Genomic DNA, 17,662 nt, shown 5'->3' on the forward strand with positions numbered 1-17,662 from the left:
TCGCATATACGGGCATATGAAAGTGCCGCGCCCCCCAGGCTAGAACCTGGGGGGCGCGGCCATCATTCCGGGCCGGACGGCCGAAAACCGTCGGCGGGTGGATCAGCTCTCCGTGCGGTCCTCCGGGGCCGTCTCCTTCGCGGGGACGGACTCCGCGGCGCCGGTGATCGCCGGCGTCGCGCCGTTCACCCCGTTCGTCAGCGCGAGCTCCTTCGGGGAGAGCACCGGCGGGCGGGTGGACGGGGTCCGGCGGGAGGAGCCGGTCCACGCCGGGCGCGGCGGGCGCTTGACGATGGGGGCGAAGATCTCGGCGATCTCCTCCTTGCCCAGCGTCTCCTTCTCCAGCAGCGCGAGCACCAGGTTGTCGAGGACGTCGCGGTTCTCGACCAGGATCTCCCAGGCCTCGTTGTGCGCGGTCTCGATGAGCTTCTTGACCTCTTCGTCGACGAGCGCGGCGACCTCTTCCGAGTAGTCGCGCTGGTGAGCCATCTCACGTCCGAGGAACGGCTCGGTGTTGTCGCCGCCGAACTTGATCGCGCCGAGACGCTCGGTCATGCCGTACTGCGTGACCATCGCGCGGGCCGTGGTCGTGGCCTTCTCGATGTCGTTCGCGGCGCCCGTCGTCGGGTCGTGGAAGACCAGTTCCTCGGCCGCGCGGCCGCCCAGCATGTAGGCCAGCTGGTCCAGCATCTCGTTGCGCGTGGTCGAGTACTTGTCCTCGTCCGGGAGCACCATCGTGTAGCCGAGGGCGCGGCCGCGGGAGAGGATCGTGATCTTGTGGACCGGGTCGGAGTTCGGTGAGGCCGCCGCGACCAGGGCGTGACCGCCCTCGTGGTACGCGGTGATCTTCTTCTCCTTGTCCGACATGATCCGGGTCCGCTTCTGCGGACCCGCCACGACGCGGTCGATGGCCTCGTCCAGCATCTGGTTGTCGATCAGCTTCTTGTCGCTGCGGGCCGTGAGGAGCGCGGCCTCGTTCAGGACGTTGGACAGATCGGCACCCGTGAAGCCGGGCGTGCGGCGGGCGACCGCGGACAGGTCGACGTCCGGGGCGACCGGCTTGCCCTTCTGGTGGACCTTGAGGATCTCCAGACGGCCCTGCATGTCCGGGCGGTCGACCGCGATCTGGCGGTCGAAGCGGCCGGGGCGCAGGAGGGCCGGGTCGAGGATGTCCGGGCGGTTCGTGGCGGCGATCAGGATGACGCCGCCCTTCACGTCGAAGCCGTCCATCTCGACGAGCAGCTGGTTCAGGGTCTGCTCGCGCTCGTCGTGACCGCCGCCGAGGCCGGCGCCGCGGTGGCGGCCGACCGCGTCGATCTCGTCGACGAAGACGATCGCCGGGGCGTTCGCCTTGGCCTGCTCGAACAGGTCACGGACGCGGGAGGCGCCGACACCGACGAACATCTCGACGAAGTCGGAACCGGAGATCGAGTAGAAGGGGACGCCGGCCTCGCCCGCGACGGCGCGCGCGAGCAGCGTCTTACCGGTACCGGGCGGGCCGTAGAGCAGCACGCCCTTGGGGATCTTCGCCCCGACCGCCTGGAACTTGGCGGGCTCCTGGAGGAACTCCTTGATCTCCTGGAGTTCCTCGACCGCCTCGTCCGAGCCCGCGACGTCCGTGAACGTCGTTTTGGGGGTGTCCTTGGTGATGAGCTTCGCCTTGGACTTCCCGAAGTTCATCACTCGGGAGCCGCCGCCCTGCATCTGGTTCATCAGGAACAGGAAGACGACCACGATGAGGACGAAGGGGAGCAGCGAGAGCAGGATCCCGACGAACGGGTTCTGCTTGGACGGCGAAACGGTGTAGCCGTCCGGGATGCGCTTGGTCTGGTACTTGTCCTGCAGCGTGGTGGCAAGGCTCACGCCCTGGTCGCCGATGTAGCTCGCCTGGATCTTCGAGCTGCCGTCGACCTTCTGACCGTTCTTGAGCTCGACCTTGATGATCTGCTCGTCGCCGGTGGTGAGCTTGGCCGACTTGACCTTGTCCTGGTTGATCGCCTGGACGACCTGGCCGGTGTCCACCGTCTTGTAGCCGCCGGACGAGCCGACGACCTGCATCAACACGACCACGGCAAGGACGGCCAGCACGATCCACATGACCGGCCCACGGAAGTATCGCTTCACGTCCATCCATACGGAGCGGTGCCGCCCCGTCCCTCCTGCCATAGTGAGTTTGATAAAGGCTGTTCTTCGGACGGTACCCCAGCATTGTCACCCGAAGTCGCGCGGGACGGCTGACAATCCCGTCTCTGCATGCTCCAACGGCGCGAGACCCGCTGGGGTTCCCGAGCCTCTCACGGAGGCCTGCGGCCCTCGTGACGAGGACTTTTCAGCCGCCGTAAACGTGAGGCGCGAGCGTACCCACGAACGGGAGATTGCGGTACTTCTCCGCGTAGTCGAGGCCGTATCCCACGACAAACTCGTTGGGAATGTCGAATCCGACCCACTCGACGTCGATGGCGACCTTGGCCGCGTCCGGCTTGCGCAGCAGGGTGCACACCTTCAGGGAGGCGGGCTCGCGGGAGCCGAGGTTGGTGATCAGCCAGGAGAGGGTCAGGCCGGAGTCGATGATGTCCTCGACGATGAGGACGTGCCTGCCCTTGATGTCGGTGTCGAGGTCCTTGAGGATCCGCACCACGCCGGAGGACTGGGTGCCCGCGCCGTACGAGGACACGGCCATCCAGTCCATGGTGAGGGGGGTGGACAGCGCCCGGGCGAGGTCCGCCATGACCATCACGGCGCCCTTGAGGACGCCGACGATCAGCAGGTCCTTGCCCGTGTACTCCGCGTCGATCTTCGCGGCCAGCTCGGCCAGCTTCGCGTCGATCTCTTCCTTGGTGATGAGTACCTGCTTGAGGTCGGCACCCATGTCGTTCGCGTCCACCCGCATCACTTTCGGTCGTCCCACCGGCTGAACGGCCTCTCCCCGAAGGAGGACCCGACTCCTCCTGAGGGGAGGGTGCTTTCTCAGCCTTGCCGAATCAACAGTCTGCCACCCTGCCTCCGGGCGACGACCTTGCCCGGCAGGTTGATGGCTCCCTGTCCGCGCCAGCCGGTGATCAGCCGGTCGATCTCCTCGATGTGGCGGGCGAACAGCGAGCCGGCCGGTGCCCCGGCCTCGATCGCGGCGCGGCGCAGGATGCGGCGGCGGACGGCGGCGGGCAGGGCGTACAGCTTGGCGCACTCCAGGACGCCTGCCGCGTCGCGTACGGAGGGCTCGGCCTGGTGGGCCCAGGTGTCGAGGGCGTCGGCGTCGTCACGCGACAGCTGGGCCGTGCGGGCCAGGGCTTCCACGACGCCCTTGCCGAGCGCCTTCTCCAGGGCGGGCAGGCCCTCGTGGCGCAGCCGGGAGCGGGTGTAGGCGGGGTCGGTGTTGTGGGGATCGTCCCAGACGGGGAGGGACTGGACCATGCAGGCCTTGCGGGCAGTCTGCCGGTCGATGTGGAGGAAGGGGCGGCGGTAGCGGCCGCCGGCCCCCGAGACCGCGGCCATGCCGGACAGCGAGCGGATGCCGGAGCCGCGGGCGAGGCCCAGCAGCACGGTCTCGGCCTGGTCGTCGCGGGTGTGGCCGAGGAGGACGGCTGCGGCGCCGTGGCGTTCGGCGGCGGCGTCCAGGGCGGCGTAGCGGGCGTCTCGTGCGGCGGCCTCGGGGCCGCCGTCGCGGCCGACCGCCACGGTGACGGACTCCACGGGGTCCAGGCCGAGCTCGCGCAGCCGCAGGACGACCTCGGCGGCGCGCAGGTCGGAGCCGGGCTGCAGGGCGTGGTCGACGGTGACGCCGCCGGCGCGGACGCCGAGTCTGGGGGCTTCGAAGGCGAGGGCGGACGCGAGCGCCATGGAGTCGGCGCCACCCGAGCAGGCCACGAGTACGAGCGGCGGGGATACGAGGGTGTCCCGGCCCGAGCGCGGTCGCGAGCCGGCGTCGGCGGTGTCGGGAGTCACAGCGTCGGGACGCACGGCGCGGGAGCGTGCCGGGCGTGCCGGTGCGTCGGGGCCGTCGGCGGGCCCGCCGGTGCGGAGGGCGGGTACGGCGCGGACGGCGTCGGTGTCGTGTTCGTTGAGGAGGTCGTGGAGGACGCGGCGGACCGCCAGGCGTATCGCCGCGACCGCAGGATGGGGACCCATGTCCGGTGCCCTTCATGAAGTTTCCGGGGGTGAGCCCGAAGTCGGTCACTCACAGTGTGTAGATGGTGACAGAAACGGGCCGTTCCCCGAGCATTGCACGCCTGCCCTTCGCTCACGCTCCCTCGGACGGGTGATTGCGGGGGCGTTTGCCTGCCGTCAGCCGTATTCGTGTCACGTCTTCCCCGTGAGCCTCACGCTTCCGACTTCCGGTGCACCCGCGCGACCCAGTCCGCCGGTTTGGCGATCTCCGCCTTGGTCGGCAGGGTGTTCGGGGAGGTCCACACGCGGTTGAAGCCGTCCACGCCGACCTGTTCGACGACGGATCGTACGAACCGTTCGCCGTCCTTGTACTGCCTGAGTTTGGCGTCCAGCCCCAGCAGCTTGCGCAGGGCGAGGTCCAGGCGCGAGGCGCCGCGGGCGCGTCGTTGCTGGAACTTCTCGCGGATCTCGCTCACGGAGGGCACGACATCGGGGCCCACGCCGTCCATCACGAAGTCCGCGTGGCCCTCCAGCAGGGACATGACCGCGGTGAGGCGGCCGAGGATCTCGCGCTGCGCGGGTGTCTGGACGAGTTCCACGATGGACCGGGACTCGTCGCCCTCCTCGCCCTCGGGGCGTCCTCCGGCGAGCGACTGGGCGGCCTCCCGGATGCGCTCCAGGACGGTCATGGGGTCCATCTCGGTCTCCCCCAGGAACGACTGGATCTCGCCCTCCAGGTGGTCACGCAGCCAGGGCACCGCGGTGAACTGGGTGCGGTGCGTCTCCTCGTGCAGGCACACCCAGAGACGGAAGTCGTGGGGCTCGACGTCGAGTTCCCGCTCCACGTGGACGATGTTCGGCGCGACGAGCAGCAGCCGTCCGCCGCCGTTCTCTCCCGCCGGGAGCTCGCGGGTCGCGGGGGCGAAGGTCTCGTACTGGCCGAGGACGCGGGAGGCGAGGAACGACAGCAGCATGCCGAGCTCCACGCCGGTGACCTTGCCGCCGACGGCGCCGAGGACCGCGCCGCCGGGGGTGCCGCTGCGGCGTTCCTGCATCTTGTCGAGCAGCGGTTTGAGGAGTTCCCGGAAACCGGCGACGTTCGCCCGGACCCAGCCCGGGCGGTCGACGACGAGGATGGGGGTGTCGTGGGCCGTCTCGGTGCCCATTCGGGTGAAGCCCCGGACGTGTTCCTGCGAGGCCCTGGCGTGTCGGCGCAGCTCGGCGACGACGGCCCTGGCCTCGTCGCGGCTCACCTCGGGGCCCGGCCGCACGAGCCGGGTCGCGGTCGCCACCGCGAGATTCCAGTCGACCATCTCGGCACCACCGATGCGCGTCATGAATCAACCGTACGGGAGCGCTGCCGCTGGGGGCAGGCTGTGAGGTGCGGGGGTGCCCCCACGCCCCTTGGGTGCCCCTTGGGTGCCCCTTGGGTGAGTGGGGGGTGCTTGTCCGTGGAAGCTGCGGGTCGTATGTGGCTTGTCGCGCCCACGCGGCGGAGCCGCATGGGTCACAGCCCCGCGCCCCTTAGCGGCAGCCGCACGTCGCCAGGGTCGAGGCTGTGTTGTCCAGGGCCTTTTGGGCTGCTGTGGGGTCTGCTGTTTCTGTTGCCATGAAGGCGAAGGCCAGGAGGCGGCCGTCTGCGTCGACGACTGTGCCGGCGAGGGTGTTCACGCCGGTCAGGGTGCCGGTCTTGGCGCGTACGACGCCGGTGCCGGGGACGTCGTCGGCGTAGCGGGTGCGCAGGGTGCCCGTGAAGCCGGCCACGGGGAGGCCGGTGAGGAGCGGGCGGAGTCCGGGGTGGGACGGGGAGGCCGCCTTGGCGAGGAGGGTGGTGAGGAGGCCGGCCGACAGGCGGTCGTCGCGGTTCAGGCCGCTGCCGTCGGCGAAGTGGGCGCCGTCCAGCGGGAGGCCGAGCCTGTCCAGTTCGGCGCGGATCGCCTTCTCGGCGCCCTCGAAGCTGGCCGGCTCGCCCGCGGCGAGTGCCGTCTGGCGGGCGAGGGCCTCGGCGATGTCGTTGTCACTGTTGGTCAGCATGCGTTCGACCAGGGTGGACAGGGGCGGGGACTGGACGGTGGCGAGGGGTTCCGCGGTCCCGGCGGCCTTCACCGGGGCGGAAGGTTTCGTCTTGACGCCCTGGTCCGCCAGCAGCTTCGCGAACGTGTCCGCCGCGTCTCCCGCCGGGTCCGTACCGCGGTCTGCCGGGCCGCTGGAGGAGCCGTCGCGGCGGGCCTCGTCGACCATCAGGGCGCTGACGGGCGCGAGGTTGGGGTTCACCCCGATGGGGTGCAGGGCGGGTCCGCTGTAGAGCGAGGTGTCGTACGAGAGCGTCACCTCGTCCACGCCGCGCTTCTTCAGGGCGGCGGCCGTGTCGGCGGCGAGGGTGTGCAGGGAGGCGTAACCGTTCGCGTCCTCATGGGCCGTCAGGGTGGGGTCGCCGCCGCCGACCAGGACCACCTCCTTGGAGCCGGGGTGCAGGACGGTCCGCGTTGCGATGCGGTGGCCGGGGCCGGCCGCCGAGAGCGCGGCGGCGGCGGTGGCGATCTTCGTGGTGGAGGCGGGGATGAGTGCCTCGTCCGCGCCGGAGCCGTAGAGCGTCTCCCCGGTCGTGACGTCGACGACGGCGGCCGTACTGCGGGAGCCCAGCGCGGGGGCGCGCAGGAGGGGAGTGAGGACGTCGGCGAGCGCCTGCTTGGTGGGCGCGGGCATCGAGTTGCCGAGGCCCGTGAGTACCGGGGGCGCGCTCGGGGCCGCCTCGGGCGCCCCCGGGGCGTTACCGGAATCACGTCCGTGATCTGCGCCACCCTCGTGATCGCGCGAGGCCGCCCAGTCCCGCTCGGCCGTACGCTGACCCGAGGAGTCCCAGGGACCGGCCGCGGCCACCGCCCCGGCCGACAGAGCCAGGCCGAACGTGGCCGCACCGGCGGTGAGCTGGAGGGTCGTGAGCTTCATGGAACGCGTCGCGACGGCTCGTGTGCCCTGTACGACGGCTCGCGCGGCGCTGACGGCGCGCGGTTTCGCGGCGCGTGCCATCCGCACCGCATACGGCCTCGCGGCTCGCCAGACCCTCGGCTCCGGCACGACCACCAGCCCCTTTCGCGACCACACACCTGCGTGAGGGACACTTAACCACCAGAACTATGTGTTGATCATGGAGGAGCCACCGGTGGAGTTCGACGTCACGATCGAGATCCCGAAGGGTTCGCGCAACAAGTACGAGGTGGACCACGAGACCGGTCGGATCCGCCTGGACCGGCGCCTCTTCACCTCGACCGCCTACCCGACCGACTACGGGTTCGTCGAGAACACCCTCGGCGAGGACGGGGACCCGCTGGACGCGCTGGTCATCCTGGACGAGCCGACCTTCCCGGGCTGCCTCATCAAGTGCCGTGCGATCGGCATGTTCCGTATGACGGACGAGGCCGGCGGCGACGACAAGCTGCTGTGCGTCCCGGCGACGGACCCGCGTGTGGAGCACCTGCGGGACATCCACCACGTCTCCGAGTTCGACCGCCTGGAGATCCAGCACTTCTTCGAGGTCTACAAGGACCTGGAGCCCGGCAAGTCCGTCGAGGGCGCCAACTGGGTGGGCCGCACGGACGCCGAGGCGGAGATCGAGCGGTCGTACAAGCGCTTCAAGGAGCAGGGCGGGCACTGACCCCCGGGCTCTGCGACACGGGCCGCCCGGTCCCCGACGGGGAACGGGCGGCCCGTTCGTATGTCAGCCGAGGGCGGGTACGCATACTGGGGCCGGAGAAGGGAGGGCGTTCGCGAGAGCGGCGCCGGAGTAGTCGTGAGAAGGGGCGCGACGGTGACGTACGCGGAGGACCGTAAGCCGCGGTCGGATGCGGCGCGCAGTGGCTATGCGCGCCCGGCGGGAGGCGTGGCTGCCGACGGGGAGACCACGTCCGAGTTCGCGATCCCCGTGGGGCTGGATGTGGCGCCCGTGGCCGAGCCCGAGGCGCACACGACCTCGGAGTTCGCCGTCCCGGACGGGCTGGCGCCGCCGCAGCCCGGCGCCGCCGAGCCGGAGGGGTCGGCGTTCAGCCCGCCGAGCACCTACAGTTCCCGGCACGCCCCGCCCGCCTTCACCCCGCCCTCGGGGATACCCGTGGTCAGGCTGGCCAAAGAGCTGCCCTGGCAGGACCGGATGCGCACGATGCTGCGCATGCCGGTGGCCGACCGGCCGGCGCCCGAACCCGTGCACAAGGAGGAGGACGAGCCGGGGCCCGCCATCCCCCGCGTGCTCGACCTCACCCTCCGTATCGGGGAACTGCTGCTCGCGGGCGGTGAGGGCGCCGAGGACGTGGAGGCGGCGATGTTCGCCGTCTGCCGGTCGTACGGGCTCGACCGGTGCGAGCCGAACGTCACGTTCACACTGCTGTCGATCTCGTACCAGCCGTCCCTGGTGGACGACCCCGTGACCGCGTCACGGACCGTGCGCCGCCGGGCCACCGACTACACACGGCTCGCGGCCGTCTTCCGGCTGGTCGACGATCTGAGCGACCCGGAGACCGCGGTCTCCCTGGAGGAGGCGTACGGGCGGCTCGCGGAGATCCGGCGCAACCGGCACCCGTACTCCGGCTGGGTACTGACCGGCGCCGCCGGGCTGCTCGCGGGCGCGGCCTCGGTCCTCGTCGGTGGTGACGTGGTCGTGTTCGTCGCGGCCGCGCTGGGCGCGATGCTCGGCGACCGGCTGGCGTGGCTGTGCGCGGGGCGCGGGCTGCCGGAGTTCTACCAGTTCACGGTGGCCGCTATGCCGCCCGCCGCGATCGGGATCGCGCTCACCCTCGCCGGTGTGGACGTGAAGGCGTCCGCGGTGATCACCGGTGGGCTGTTCGCGCTGCTGCCGGGACGCGCCCTGGTGGCGGGTGTGCAGGACGGGCTGACCGGCTTCTACATCACCGCGGCCGCGCGGCTCCTGGAGGTCATGTACCTGTACGTCGGCATAGTCGTCGGCGTACTGCTCGTGCTCTATTTCGGCGTACAGCTGGGCGCCGAGCTGAGCCCGGACGCGGCGATGGCGGGGGCCGGCGAGCGGCCCTACTGGCAGACCGGCGCCGCCATGCTCCTCGCGCTCACGTTCGCGGTACTGCTCCAGCAGGAACGATCCACCGTGCTGCTGGTGACGCTCAACGGGGGCGTGGCGTGGGTGGTGTACGGCGCGATGCACTACGCGGGCGAGTTCTCGCCGGTGGCCTCCACGGCCGTCGCGGCGGGGCTTGTGGGGCTGTTCGGGCAGTTGCTGTCCCGGTACCGGTTCGCTTCCGCGCTGCCGTACACGACAGCGGCGATCGGGCCCCTGTTGCCGGGTTCCGCGACGTACTTCGGGCTGCTCGCGTTCGCCCAGAACGACGTGGACCGGGGGCTGGTGGGGCTGACCAAGGCCGCGGCGCTGGCCATGGCCATCGCGATCGGGGTGAACCTGGGGTCGGAGATCTCGCGGTTGTTCCTGCGGATCGGCTCCGCCGAGGGGCGGCGGGCGGCCAAGCGGACGCGAGGGTTTTGAACCTCGCGTCCGCTGGGCCGCCTACCAGCTCGGTTCGTGCTGGCAGACGGCGACTGCGGCTTGTTCGTGGTTGATCGCGCAGTTCCCCGCGCCCCTTTGGGGCGCGGCTCAGTTCTGTGGGTGGTTCTGGCCATACGGGTATTGCTGCTGGGCGTACGGCTGGTCCTGCGGGTAGCCGTAGCCCTGCTGGGAGCCGTACGGCTGCTGTTGCGGGTAAGGCTGGCCCTGGTTGCCGTACGCGTCCTGGGGCTGCTGTGCCGGCTGCACTCGGCGCAGCTGGGTCGTCGCGTCGTCCATCATCGGCGGGACCGGGGCCGGGTGCTGGGTGGGCGGCTGGTTCTTCTTGGCCTTACGGGCCTTCAGGAACTCGATGATGATCGGGACGATCGAGAGGAAGACGATCAGGATGAGGATCGCCTCGATGTTCGTGCGGACGAACTCGATGCTGCCGAGCCAGGAGCCGAGCAGCGTGACGCCGGCGCCCCAGAGGATGCCGCCGACGATGTTGTAGATCAGGAACGTGCGGTACCGCATGCCGCTGACGCCGGCGATGATCGGCGTGAACGTGCGCACGATGGGCACGAAGCGGGCCAGGACCAGGGACTTCGGGCCGTGCTTCTCGAAGAACTCGTGGGCCTTGGTTACGTTCTCCTGCTTGAACAGGCGTGAGTCCGGGCGCTTGAAGAGCGCGGGGCCCACCTTCTTGCCGAACATGTAACCCACCTGGTCACCGATGATCGCGGCGACGCAGATCAGCACGACGGCCAGCCACAGCGGGAAGTCCAGCGTCTTGGACGTGATCAGCATGCCCGCCGTGAACAGCAGCGAGTCGCCGGGCAGGAAGAAGCCGATGAGCAGGCCCGACTCGGCGAACACGATCAGGAGCAGGCCCCAGATGCCGAACGTGTCGAGCAGGTAGTTCGGATCCAACCAACTTGGTCCGAGAGCGAGCGTCGTCACGTTCCGGGCTCCTGTGGGATGAGGCGTAGTACGAGGCGTGGTACGGCGTACAGCTGACCAAAGCTATCAACGCAAGGCGTCCTCGCCAGGTTCCACCGTCCCCTTCAGGATGCACTGTGCCCTCGCCTGGACAAAGCTGTGGCCCATGGGCATCGAGGATTACGGCGGCGGCCAGCGTCCCCAGTCGGACGTCCTGGTCGTGACGACGAACGACGTACCCGGACACCGGGTCCAGCAGGTCATCGGCGAGGTCTTCGGACTGACGGTCCGCTCCCGGCATGTGGGGAGCCAGATCGGCGCGGGTCTGAAGTCGTTGGTCGGCGGCGAACTCAAAGGGCTCACCAAGACGCTCGTGGAGACCCGCAACCAGGCCATGGAACGCCTCGTGGAGCAGGCACGCGCGCGTGGGGCCAACGCCGTGCTGATGTTCCGCTTCGACGTCACGGAGGCGGCCGACGTGGGCACCGAGGTGTGCGCGTACGGGACGGCGTGCGTGATCGCACCGGAGTAGGCCGTGTCTCAGGTAAGGGGCGCCCTCCATTGCGGGCGCCCCTTACCGGCGGGTCAGGCCCCGTGCCGGGCCGCGTTCGCCGTGATGGCCTCCTTGAGGTGCTCGGCGAGGCCCGGCCGCATGGAGTCGTAGAACGCCTTGAAACGCTCGTCGGAGACGTACATCTCGGCGAGACCGACATGCATGTCGTACGGGCAGTCGTAGAACCACCCGCAGATGTGCTGCCGGTGCTCCTCGGCCAGGTCCATGGCCGCCTCGCCGGTCGCCGGCTCACCGGCGGCCATCAGGGCGTCGTAGCGTTCGCCCCAGTCGGCCACCTCGGCCTGCATGCGTTTCCAGTCGTCCTTGGTGTACGAGGCGGCCCGGCGCTGCGTCTCGGCGTAGGCCTCGGTGCCGCCCCAGCGCTGCTCCGCCTCCTCGGCGTACTGTTCCGGGTCCTTGTCCCCGAAGACCTCGAACCTCTCCTCGGGCGTGAGGTTGATCCCCATCTTGCGTGCCTCCATGGCCTGTTCCACGGCCGCGGCCATCTTCTGCAGCTTCTCGATCCGGGCGGTCAGCAGCTCGTGCTGGCGGCGCAGGTGCGCGCGGGGGTCCGTGTCCGGGTCGTCGAGCAGGGCGGCGACCTCGTCGAGCGGAAAGCCGAGCTCCCGGTAGAACAGGATCTGCTGCAGCCGGTCGAGGTCGGCGTCGCCGTAACGCCGGTGGCCCGCGTGGCTGCGCTCGCTCGGCACGAGCAGGCCGATGTCGTCGTAGTGGTGCAGGGTGCGCACCGTGACTCCGGCGAAACCGGCGACCTGTCCCACGGAGTAGCTCATCGCCGTCCGCTCCCTTCTTTTCGGTACGCACCTCAGCCTGGGCCCTCACGTCGCGTGAGGTGCAAGTCCCCCGCCCTGGACTTACCGTCGGATGCATGCCCCTGCACCGAGGTGACGCCGCCAAGGAAGGCCCGAGCGACCGGCGCACGCTGCGCGTGAACCCCTTCTACGGGGAGGCCAACCCCGTCGGCGGCATGACCGAGGCGCCGCCCACACACCGGCTCCCGGACGCGCCGCTGGCCCCGTCGACGGCGTACCAGCTGGTCCACGACGAACTCATGCTCGACGGCAACGCGCGGCTGAACCTGGCCACCTTCGTCACCACCTGGATGGAGCCGCAGGCCGACGTCCTGCTGGCCGAGTGCCGGGACAAGAACATGATCGACAAGGACGAGTACCCGCAGACGGCCGAGCTGGAGCGGCGGTGCGTGGCGATGCTCGCCGACCTGTGGCACGCGCCCGATCCGGGGGCGGTCGTGGGCTGTTCGACGACCGGGTCCAGCGAGGCGTGCATGCTCGCCGGGATGGCGCTCAAGCGGAGGTGGGCGCGCCGGAACGCCGACCGGTATCCCGCGAAGGACGTGCGCCCGAATCTCGTGATGGGCGTCAACGTGCAGGTGTGCTGGGACAAGTTCTGCACCTTCTGGGAGGTGGAGCCCCGTCAGGTGCCCATGGAGGGCGACCGTTTCCACCTCGACCCGCAGGCCGCGGCCGAGCTGTGCGACGAGAACACGATCGGGGTCGTCGCCGTCATGGGGTCGACCTTCGACGGGTCGTACGAGCCGGTCGCCGAGCTGTGCGCGGCGCTGGACCGGCTCCAGGACCGTACGGGACTGGACGTGCCCGTCCATGTCGACGGTGCCTCGGGAGCCATGATCGCGCCCTTCCTCGACGAGGACCTGGAGTGGGACTTCCGGCTGCCGCGGGTGGCGTCCATCAACACGTCGGGGCACAAGTACGGGCTCGTCTATCCGGGCGTGGGGTGGGCGCTGTGGCGCTCGGCCGCCGAGCTGCCCGAGGAGCTCGTCTTCCGGGTCAACTACCTGGGCGGCGAGATGCCGACGTTCGCGCTCAACTTCTCGCGTCCGGGCGCCCAGGTGGTCGCGCAGTACTACACGTTCCTGCGGCTCGGCCGCGAGGGCTTCCGTGCGGTGCAGCAGACCACTCGGGACGTGGCGCGGGGCCTCGCGGACCGTATCGGCTCGTTGGGTGACTTCCGGCTCCTCACCCGGGGCGACGAGTTGCCCGTGTTCGCCTTCACCACCGCGCCGGACGTGACCGGGTACGACGTCTTCGACGTGTCCCGGCGGCTGCGCGAGCACGGCTGGCTGGTGCCCGCGTACACCTTCCCGGCGAACCGTGAGGACCTGTCCGTGCTGCGGGTGGTCTGCCGCAACGGCTTCTCCTCCGACCTGGCCGAGTTGCTCCTGGAGGACCTGGGCCGCCTGCTGCCCGAACTGCGCCGCCAGCAGCGTCCGCTGACCCAGGACAAGAAGGCGGCCACGGGCTTCCATCACTGACGGTGGCTTGGCTGCCTGGGCCTGCTTGGCTTGCTCCGCCCGCTTCGCTTGCTTCGTCAACGGCTGAGCTTCGCGAACCTCCGTACCGCCAGCGGGAAGAACACCGCGAGCAACGCCACGGGCCAGAGGACCGCCGCCCACACGTGTCCGGGCTCGGCCCCCGGGCTGCCGAACAGGTCCCGTACCGCCGTCGCCGTGTGGGACATCGGGTTCCACTCGACGAGCGTGCCCAGCCAGCCGGGCATGGACTCCGGTGCCGCGAGGGCGTTGGACAGGAAGCCGACCGGCCAGACCAGGATCTGCACGGCCTGCACCATCTCCGGTTTCCCGGCCACCAGGGCCAGGTGGATGCCGATCCACAGCATCGCGAAGCGGAAGAGCAGGAGCAGGCCCACGGCTCCCAGGAAGGCCGGGAAGCCGCCGTGCGCGCGCCAGCCCAGCGCGGACCCGACGCCGACGAGAACGGCCACGACCAGCACCGACTGGAGCATGTCGGCGGCCGCACGGCCCACCAGCACCGCCCCGCTCGCCATCGGCATCGAGCGGAAGCGGTCGATGACGCCCTTGTCGAGGTCCTGCGTGACGGCGATCATCGTGCCCTCCAGGCCGAAGGCCATGGTGAGCGCGAGCATGCCGGGGACCAGATAGTCGCGGTACTCGCCGCTCACTCCCCGCCCGCCGCCCATCAGATAGCCGAACATCAGCAGCAGCATCACCGGGAAGACCAGGTTGACGACCACCTGGACCGGCTGCCGTCCCCAGCGGGCGAGTTCACGGCGGGTCATGGTCCAGGAGTCGGTCAGGGCGTGGGTGTTGGTGGCCATGCTCATGCTCATGCGGCCTCCTCCGTACGGTCGTCGCGGTCGTCGCGGTCGTCGCGGTCCCCACGGTCGTCGCGGTCGTCGCGTTCCGTCAGATGCAGGAACACCTCGTCCAGCGTCGGCCGCCGCAGCGCGATGTCCTCGGCCTCGATCCCGGACTCCTCAAGGGCCCGTACGACCCCGGCCAGCGCCGTCATGCGGTCGGTGACCGGGGCGCTGAGCAGGCGGCGGTCGGTGTCGACGGAGACCCCGTTCAGGGGCAACAGGGCGCCGGCCGCGGCCAGTTGGCCGGCGTCGCGCAGGACGACGTCGATGCGGTCGCCGCCGATGCGGGCCTTGAGGTCGCCGGCCGTCCCCTCGGCGATGACCCGGCCGGCGTCGACGACCGAGATGCGGTCGGCGAGCTGGTCGGCCTCCTCCAGGTACTGGGTGGTGAGCAGGACCGTCGTACCGCCGCCGACCAGGGAGCGGACCGAGGCCCACACCTCGGCGCGGCCGCGGGGGTCGAGGCCGGTGGTCGGTTCGTCCAGGAAGAGCACCTCCGGCTCCGTGATCAGGGAGGCGGCGAGGTCCAGGCGGCGCCGCATGCCGCCGCTGTAGGCGCGGACCGGCCGGCGGCCGGTGTCGGTGAGGTCGAAGCGTTCGAGCAGTTCGTCCGCACGCGCGCGTGCCCGCCGTGCGCCCAGGTGGTACAGGCGGCCGAACAGCTCCAGGTTCTGCCGGCCGCCGAGTTCCTCGTCGAGCGCCGCGTGCTGGCCGAGCAGACCGATGCGCAGGCGCACGGCGTACGGCTCCCGCACCACGTCGTGCCCGGCCACCTCGATCCGGCCCGCGTCGGGCCGCAGCAGAGTGGACAGGACCCGGACCAGGGTCGTCTTGCCCGCGCCGTTCGGGCCGAGCATTCCGTGCACGGTGCCGCGTGCAACCGTCAGGTCGAGCCCGTCGAGGGCCTGTTTACCACCCTTGCTGCCCTTGTCTCCCTTGCCTCCCTTGCCGCTTGTCCCGCTCTTACCGCCCCTGCCGCCGTAGTTCTTGCGTGCCCCTTCGACGGTGATCGCCGCGTCGGCCACTGAGACCCCCTTATTAGTCAAACTTGACCACTTGGGGACGATAGTCCCGCGCCGGCGGGTTGGTCAAACTTGATTAGCGGTCGTCCTCGGGGTGCCGCTCCCCCGTCGCGTACGGGTTCTCCTGCCCCTCGGCCAGCACGCCGACGAACGGATCGCCCTCGTCGGCGAAGGTGTAGGCGCCGCCCTCGATGCGCTCGATCAGGCCCCGGGTCCACTCGGCCTCGGAGTCGGCCGTGTGGACCCACATGTTCATGATCTCGCCGATGTGGCCGAGCTGTTCGGGGCCCTCCTCGGGCACGTAGTGCTCCAGGACCGAGCCCCGCCACTCCTCGATGCGCCGGGTCCGCTCCTTCAGCAGCGCCACCGCCTCGGCCCGCGGCAGGTCGACGACGAAACCGACGGCGGCCGTCTTCATGTCGCCCTTCTGGTCATACGTGGTCAGCGCCTCGCGCAGCAGCCGGAAGTACTCCTCGGTGCCCTTCGCCGTGATCTCGTACTCGATACGCGGCGGGCCGCCCGCGGTGGACGGGGCGATCTCGTGCGCGTGCAGCAGCCCCTGCTTCGCCATCTGCTTCAGGGCGTGGTAGATCGAGCCGGGCTTGGCGTTGGACCACTCGTGCGCGCCCCAGTACTCCAGGTCGCCCCGCACCTGGTAGCCGTGGGCCCGCCTGTGCATGCGGACTGCGCCGAGCACGAGGAGACGGATCGCTGACATGCGGTCCAGGTTAGGGCGCGGCCACCAGCTGCTGTTCCTCGGCCACCAGCTCGAACGCCGTCATGGCTCCCTGGTGGATCGCATGCCTGACCCGCACGTGCGCGAAGCACCATGGGGCGTGCGACGGTCAGAACGGGAAGGTGCTCCGACCGTGCTGCACCGAGATCCACTTCTGGGTGGTGAACGCGTCGATGGTCGTGTCACCGTTGAGGCGGCCGAGGCCGGAGGACTTCTCGCCGCCGAAGGGGACGAGCGGCTCGTCGTGGACGGTGCCGTCGTTCACGTGGAACATGCCGGTGTCGATCCGCTTGGCGAAGGAGACGCCCCGCTCGATGTCGCCCGTGTGGACGGCGCCGCTGAGGCCGTACGGGGTGTCGTTGACGATGCGTACGGCGTCCTCCTCGCCGTCGAACGGGATGAGGAACGCGACCGGGCCGAAGACCTCCTGCCGGAGGAGCGGCGAGTCCATGGGGACGCCCTTGAGGACGGAGGGCTCGACCAGGTTGTCGGTGGTCGTGCCGTGCACCAGCGCCGTGGCGCCCTCGGCGATGGCCTGCTCGACGGTGCCCGAAACGGCGTCCGCCTGTGAGGAGTTGATGACCGGGCCGATGACCGTCCGCGGGTCGCGCGGGTCGCCTGCCTTCAGGGTCCTGACCTTGGCGACGAACTTCTCGGTGAACTCGTCCTCGATGGAGCGGTCCACGAGCACGCGGTTGGCGGCCATGCACACCTGGCCCTGGTGGACGTACCGGCTGAAGACCGCCGCGTCGACCGCGTAGTCGATGTCCGCGTCGTCGAGGACCACCAGCGCGCTGTTGCCGCCGAGTTCGAGGACCGAGCGCTTGAAGTGCGAGGCGCAGACGGTGGCGACGTGGCGGCCGACCTTGTCGGAGCCGGTGAAGGAGATGACCTTCGGGATCGGGTGCTCGATGAAGGCGTCACCGATCTCCGCGATGTCGGTGATGACGATGTTCAGCAGGCCGGCCGGAAGGCCCGCGTCCTGAAAGATCTTCGCGATCAGTGTGCCGCCCGTGATCGGCGTGTTCTGGTGCGGCTTGAGGACGACCGCGTTGCCGAGGGCGAGGGCGGGGGCCACGGACTTCAGCGACAGCAGGAACGGGAAGTTGAAGGGGCTGATCACGCCCACGACGCCCACCGGCACACGGTAGAGGCGGTTCTCCTTGCCGTCGGTCGGCGAGGGGATGATGCGGCCCTCGGGACGCAGCGCCAGCTGGATCGACTCGCGCAGGAACTCCTTGGCAAGGTGGAGTTCGAAGCCCGCCTTCAGATGCGTACCGCCGAGCTCGGCGATGATCACCTCGGTGATCTCCTGCTCACGCTCCTCGATCAGGCGGAGGGCCTTCTCGAAGACGGCGCGGCGCGTGTAGGCGTTGGTGTCGGCCCAGGCCTTCTGGGCGGCGGCGGCCGCCTTGTAGGCCTCGTCCACCTCGTCGGCCGTGGCTATCGTGATCGACGCGAGCTTCTCGCCGTCGTAGGGATTGAAGTCGATGATGTCCCAGGACCCCGTGCCCTGGCGCCACTCACCACCGATGTACTGCTGAGCAAGATCGGTGAAGTAGGAGGACATGTGATCCCTCAATCCCTTGCGTCACGAAGTGATCACACGTCATCGTACTTGT

Annotated in this window: 15 protein-coding genes; 4 read left to right on the forward strand and 11 right to left on the reverse strand. The window is 70.0% G+C overall.

Annotated features, from left to right (window positions below; all coding sequences use genetic code 11):
• Positions 1-102 precede the first annotated feature (102 nt).
• From ftsH to dacB, 5 genes are all read right to left on the reverse strand, one after another.
• Positions 103-2,130 carry an ATP-dependent zinc metalloprotease FtsH gene (gene ftsH, locus IE262_RS26455; RefSeq protein ID WP_134035146.1) on the reverse strand — a complete coding sequence of 676 codons (2,028 nt, stop codon included), beginning with the start codon at positions 2,128-2,130 and terminating at the stop codon, positions 103-105.
• Positions 2,131-2,329: 199 nt separating this feature from the next.
• Positions 2,330-2,890 carry a hypoxanthine phosphoribosyltransferase gene (hpt, locus tag IE262_RS26460; RefSeq protein ID WP_134035143.1) on the reverse strand — a complete coding sequence of 187 codons (561 nt, stop codon included), beginning with the start codon at positions 2,888-2,890 and terminating at the stop codon, positions 2,330-2,332.
• A 77-nt stretch (positions 2,891-2,967) separates the two neighbouring features.
• The gene (tilS, locus tag IE262_RS26465) at positions 2,968-4,125 is read right to left on the reverse strand and encodes a tRNA lysidine(34) synthetase TilS (protein ID WP_134034992.1); all 1,158 of its coding nucleotides are present in this window, start codon (positions 4,123-4,125) and stop codon (positions 2,968-2,970) included.
• Between the two features lie 191 nt (positions 4,126-4,316).
• Positions 4,317-5,441, reverse strand: a complete 1,125-nt coding sequence (locus IE262_RS26470; protein ID WP_189877192.1) for an Rv3626c family coenzyme F420 biosynthesis-associated protein — start codon at positions 5,439-5,441, stop codon at positions 4,317-4,319.
• Positions 5,442-5,628: 187 nt separating this feature from the next.
• Positions 5,629-7,134 carry a D-alanyl-D-alanine carboxypeptidase/D-alanyl-D-alanine endopeptidase gene (gene dacB, locus IE262_RS26475; protein WP_229877496.1) on the reverse strand — a complete coding sequence of 502 codons (1,506 nt, stop codon included), beginning with the start codon at positions 7,132-7,134 and terminating at the stop codon, positions 5,629-5,631.
• 133 nt (positions 7,135-7,267) lie between these two features.
• On the opposite strand from dacB, the gene IE262_RS26480 reads away from it, so the two are divergent.
• Together IE262_RS26480 and IE262_RS26485 are read left to right on the forward strand one after the other, a co-directional pair.
• Entirely contained in the window at positions 7,268-7,759 is a 492-nt protein-coding gene (locus IE262_RS26480; protein ID WP_031115900.1) for an inorganic diphosphatase, read from the forward strand.
• Between the two features lie 153 nt (positions 7,760-7,912).
• Positions 7,913-9,610, forward strand: coding sequence for a threonine/serine exporter family protein (locus IE262_RS26485; RefSeq protein WP_229877497.1), 1,698 nt, complete (start codon positions 7,913-7,915; stop codon positions 9,608-9,610).
• Positions 9,611-9,718: 108 nt separating this feature from the next.
• Here the strand turns inward: IE262_RS26485 and IE262_RS26490 are convergent, their stop codons facing one another.
• Positions 9,719-10,570, reverse strand: a complete 852-nt coding sequence (locus IE262_RS26490; RefSeq protein ID WP_189877196.1) for a DedA family protein — start codon at positions 10,568-10,570, stop codon at positions 9,719-9,721.
• A 145-nt stretch (positions 10,571-10,715) separates the two neighbouring features.
• Between IE262_RS26490 and IE262_RS26495 the strand changes: the two genes are divergently transcribed.
• Positions 10,716-11,081, forward strand: a complete 366-nt coding sequence (locus IE262_RS26495) for a YbjQ family protein (RefSeq protein WP_134034976.1) — start codon at positions 10,716-10,718, stop codon at positions 11,079-11,081.
• Between the two features lie 53 nt (positions 11,082-11,134).
• Here the strand turns inward: IE262_RS26495 and IE262_RS26500 are convergent, their stop codons facing one another.
• Positions 11,135-11,896, reverse strand: coding sequence for a MerR family transcriptional regulator (locus tag IE262_RS26500; RefSeq protein ID WP_189877198.1), 762 nt, complete (start codon positions 11,894-11,896; stop codon positions 11,135-11,137).
• A 95-nt stretch (positions 11,897-11,991) separates the two neighbouring features.
• On the opposite strand from IE262_RS26500, the gene gad reads away from it, so the two are divergent.
• Positions 11,992-13,416 carry a glutamate decarboxylase gene (gene gad, locus IE262_RS26505; RefSeq protein ID WP_189877201.1) on the forward strand — a complete coding sequence of 475 codons (1,425 nt, stop codon included), beginning with the start codon at positions 11,992-11,994 and terminating at the stop codon, positions 13,414-13,416.
• A 56-nt stretch (positions 13,417-13,472) separates the two neighbouring features.
• On the opposite strand, the gene IE262_RS26510 is transcribed toward gad, so the two are convergent.
• From IE262_RS26510 to IE262_RS26525, 4 genes are all read right to left on the reverse strand, one after another.
• The gene (locus IE262_RS26510; RefSeq protein ID WP_229877498.1) at positions 13,473-14,252 is read right to left on the reverse strand and encodes an ABC transporter permease; all 780 of its coding nucleotides are present in this window, start codon (positions 14,250-14,252) and stop codon (positions 13,473-13,475) included.
• Positions 14,249-15,307: an ATP-binding cassette domain-containing protein gene (locus IE262_RS26515; RefSeq protein ID WP_189877203.1), complete on the reverse strand. Its 1,059-nt coding sequence runs from the start codon at positions 15,305-15,307 to the stop codon at positions 14,249-14,251. Before IE262_RS26515 ends, IE262_RS26510 begins: the two co-directional genes overlap by 4 nt.
• 73 nt (positions 15,308-15,380) lie before the next feature.
• A complete protein-coding gene (locus tag IE262_RS26520) occupies positions 15,381-16,022 on the reverse strand; it encodes a PadR family transcriptional regulator (RefSeq protein ID WP_134034962.1) in 642 nt (213 codons plus the stop codon).
• A 127-nt stretch (positions 16,023-16,149) separates the two neighbouring features.
• Complete coding sequence (locus IE262_RS26525) at positions 16,150-17,610, reverse strand: aldehyde dehydrogenase family protein (protein ID WP_189877205.1); 1,461 nt, start codon at positions 17,608-17,610, stop codon at positions 16,150-16,152.
• Positions 17,611-17,662: the final 52 nt, after the last annotated feature.

Source organism: Streptomyces bluensis (assembly GCF_014650715.1).
In the GTDB taxonomy this organism is placed as follows: Bacteria; Actinomycetota; Actinomycetes; order Streptomycetales; family Streptomycetaceae; genus Streptomyces; species Streptomyces bluensis.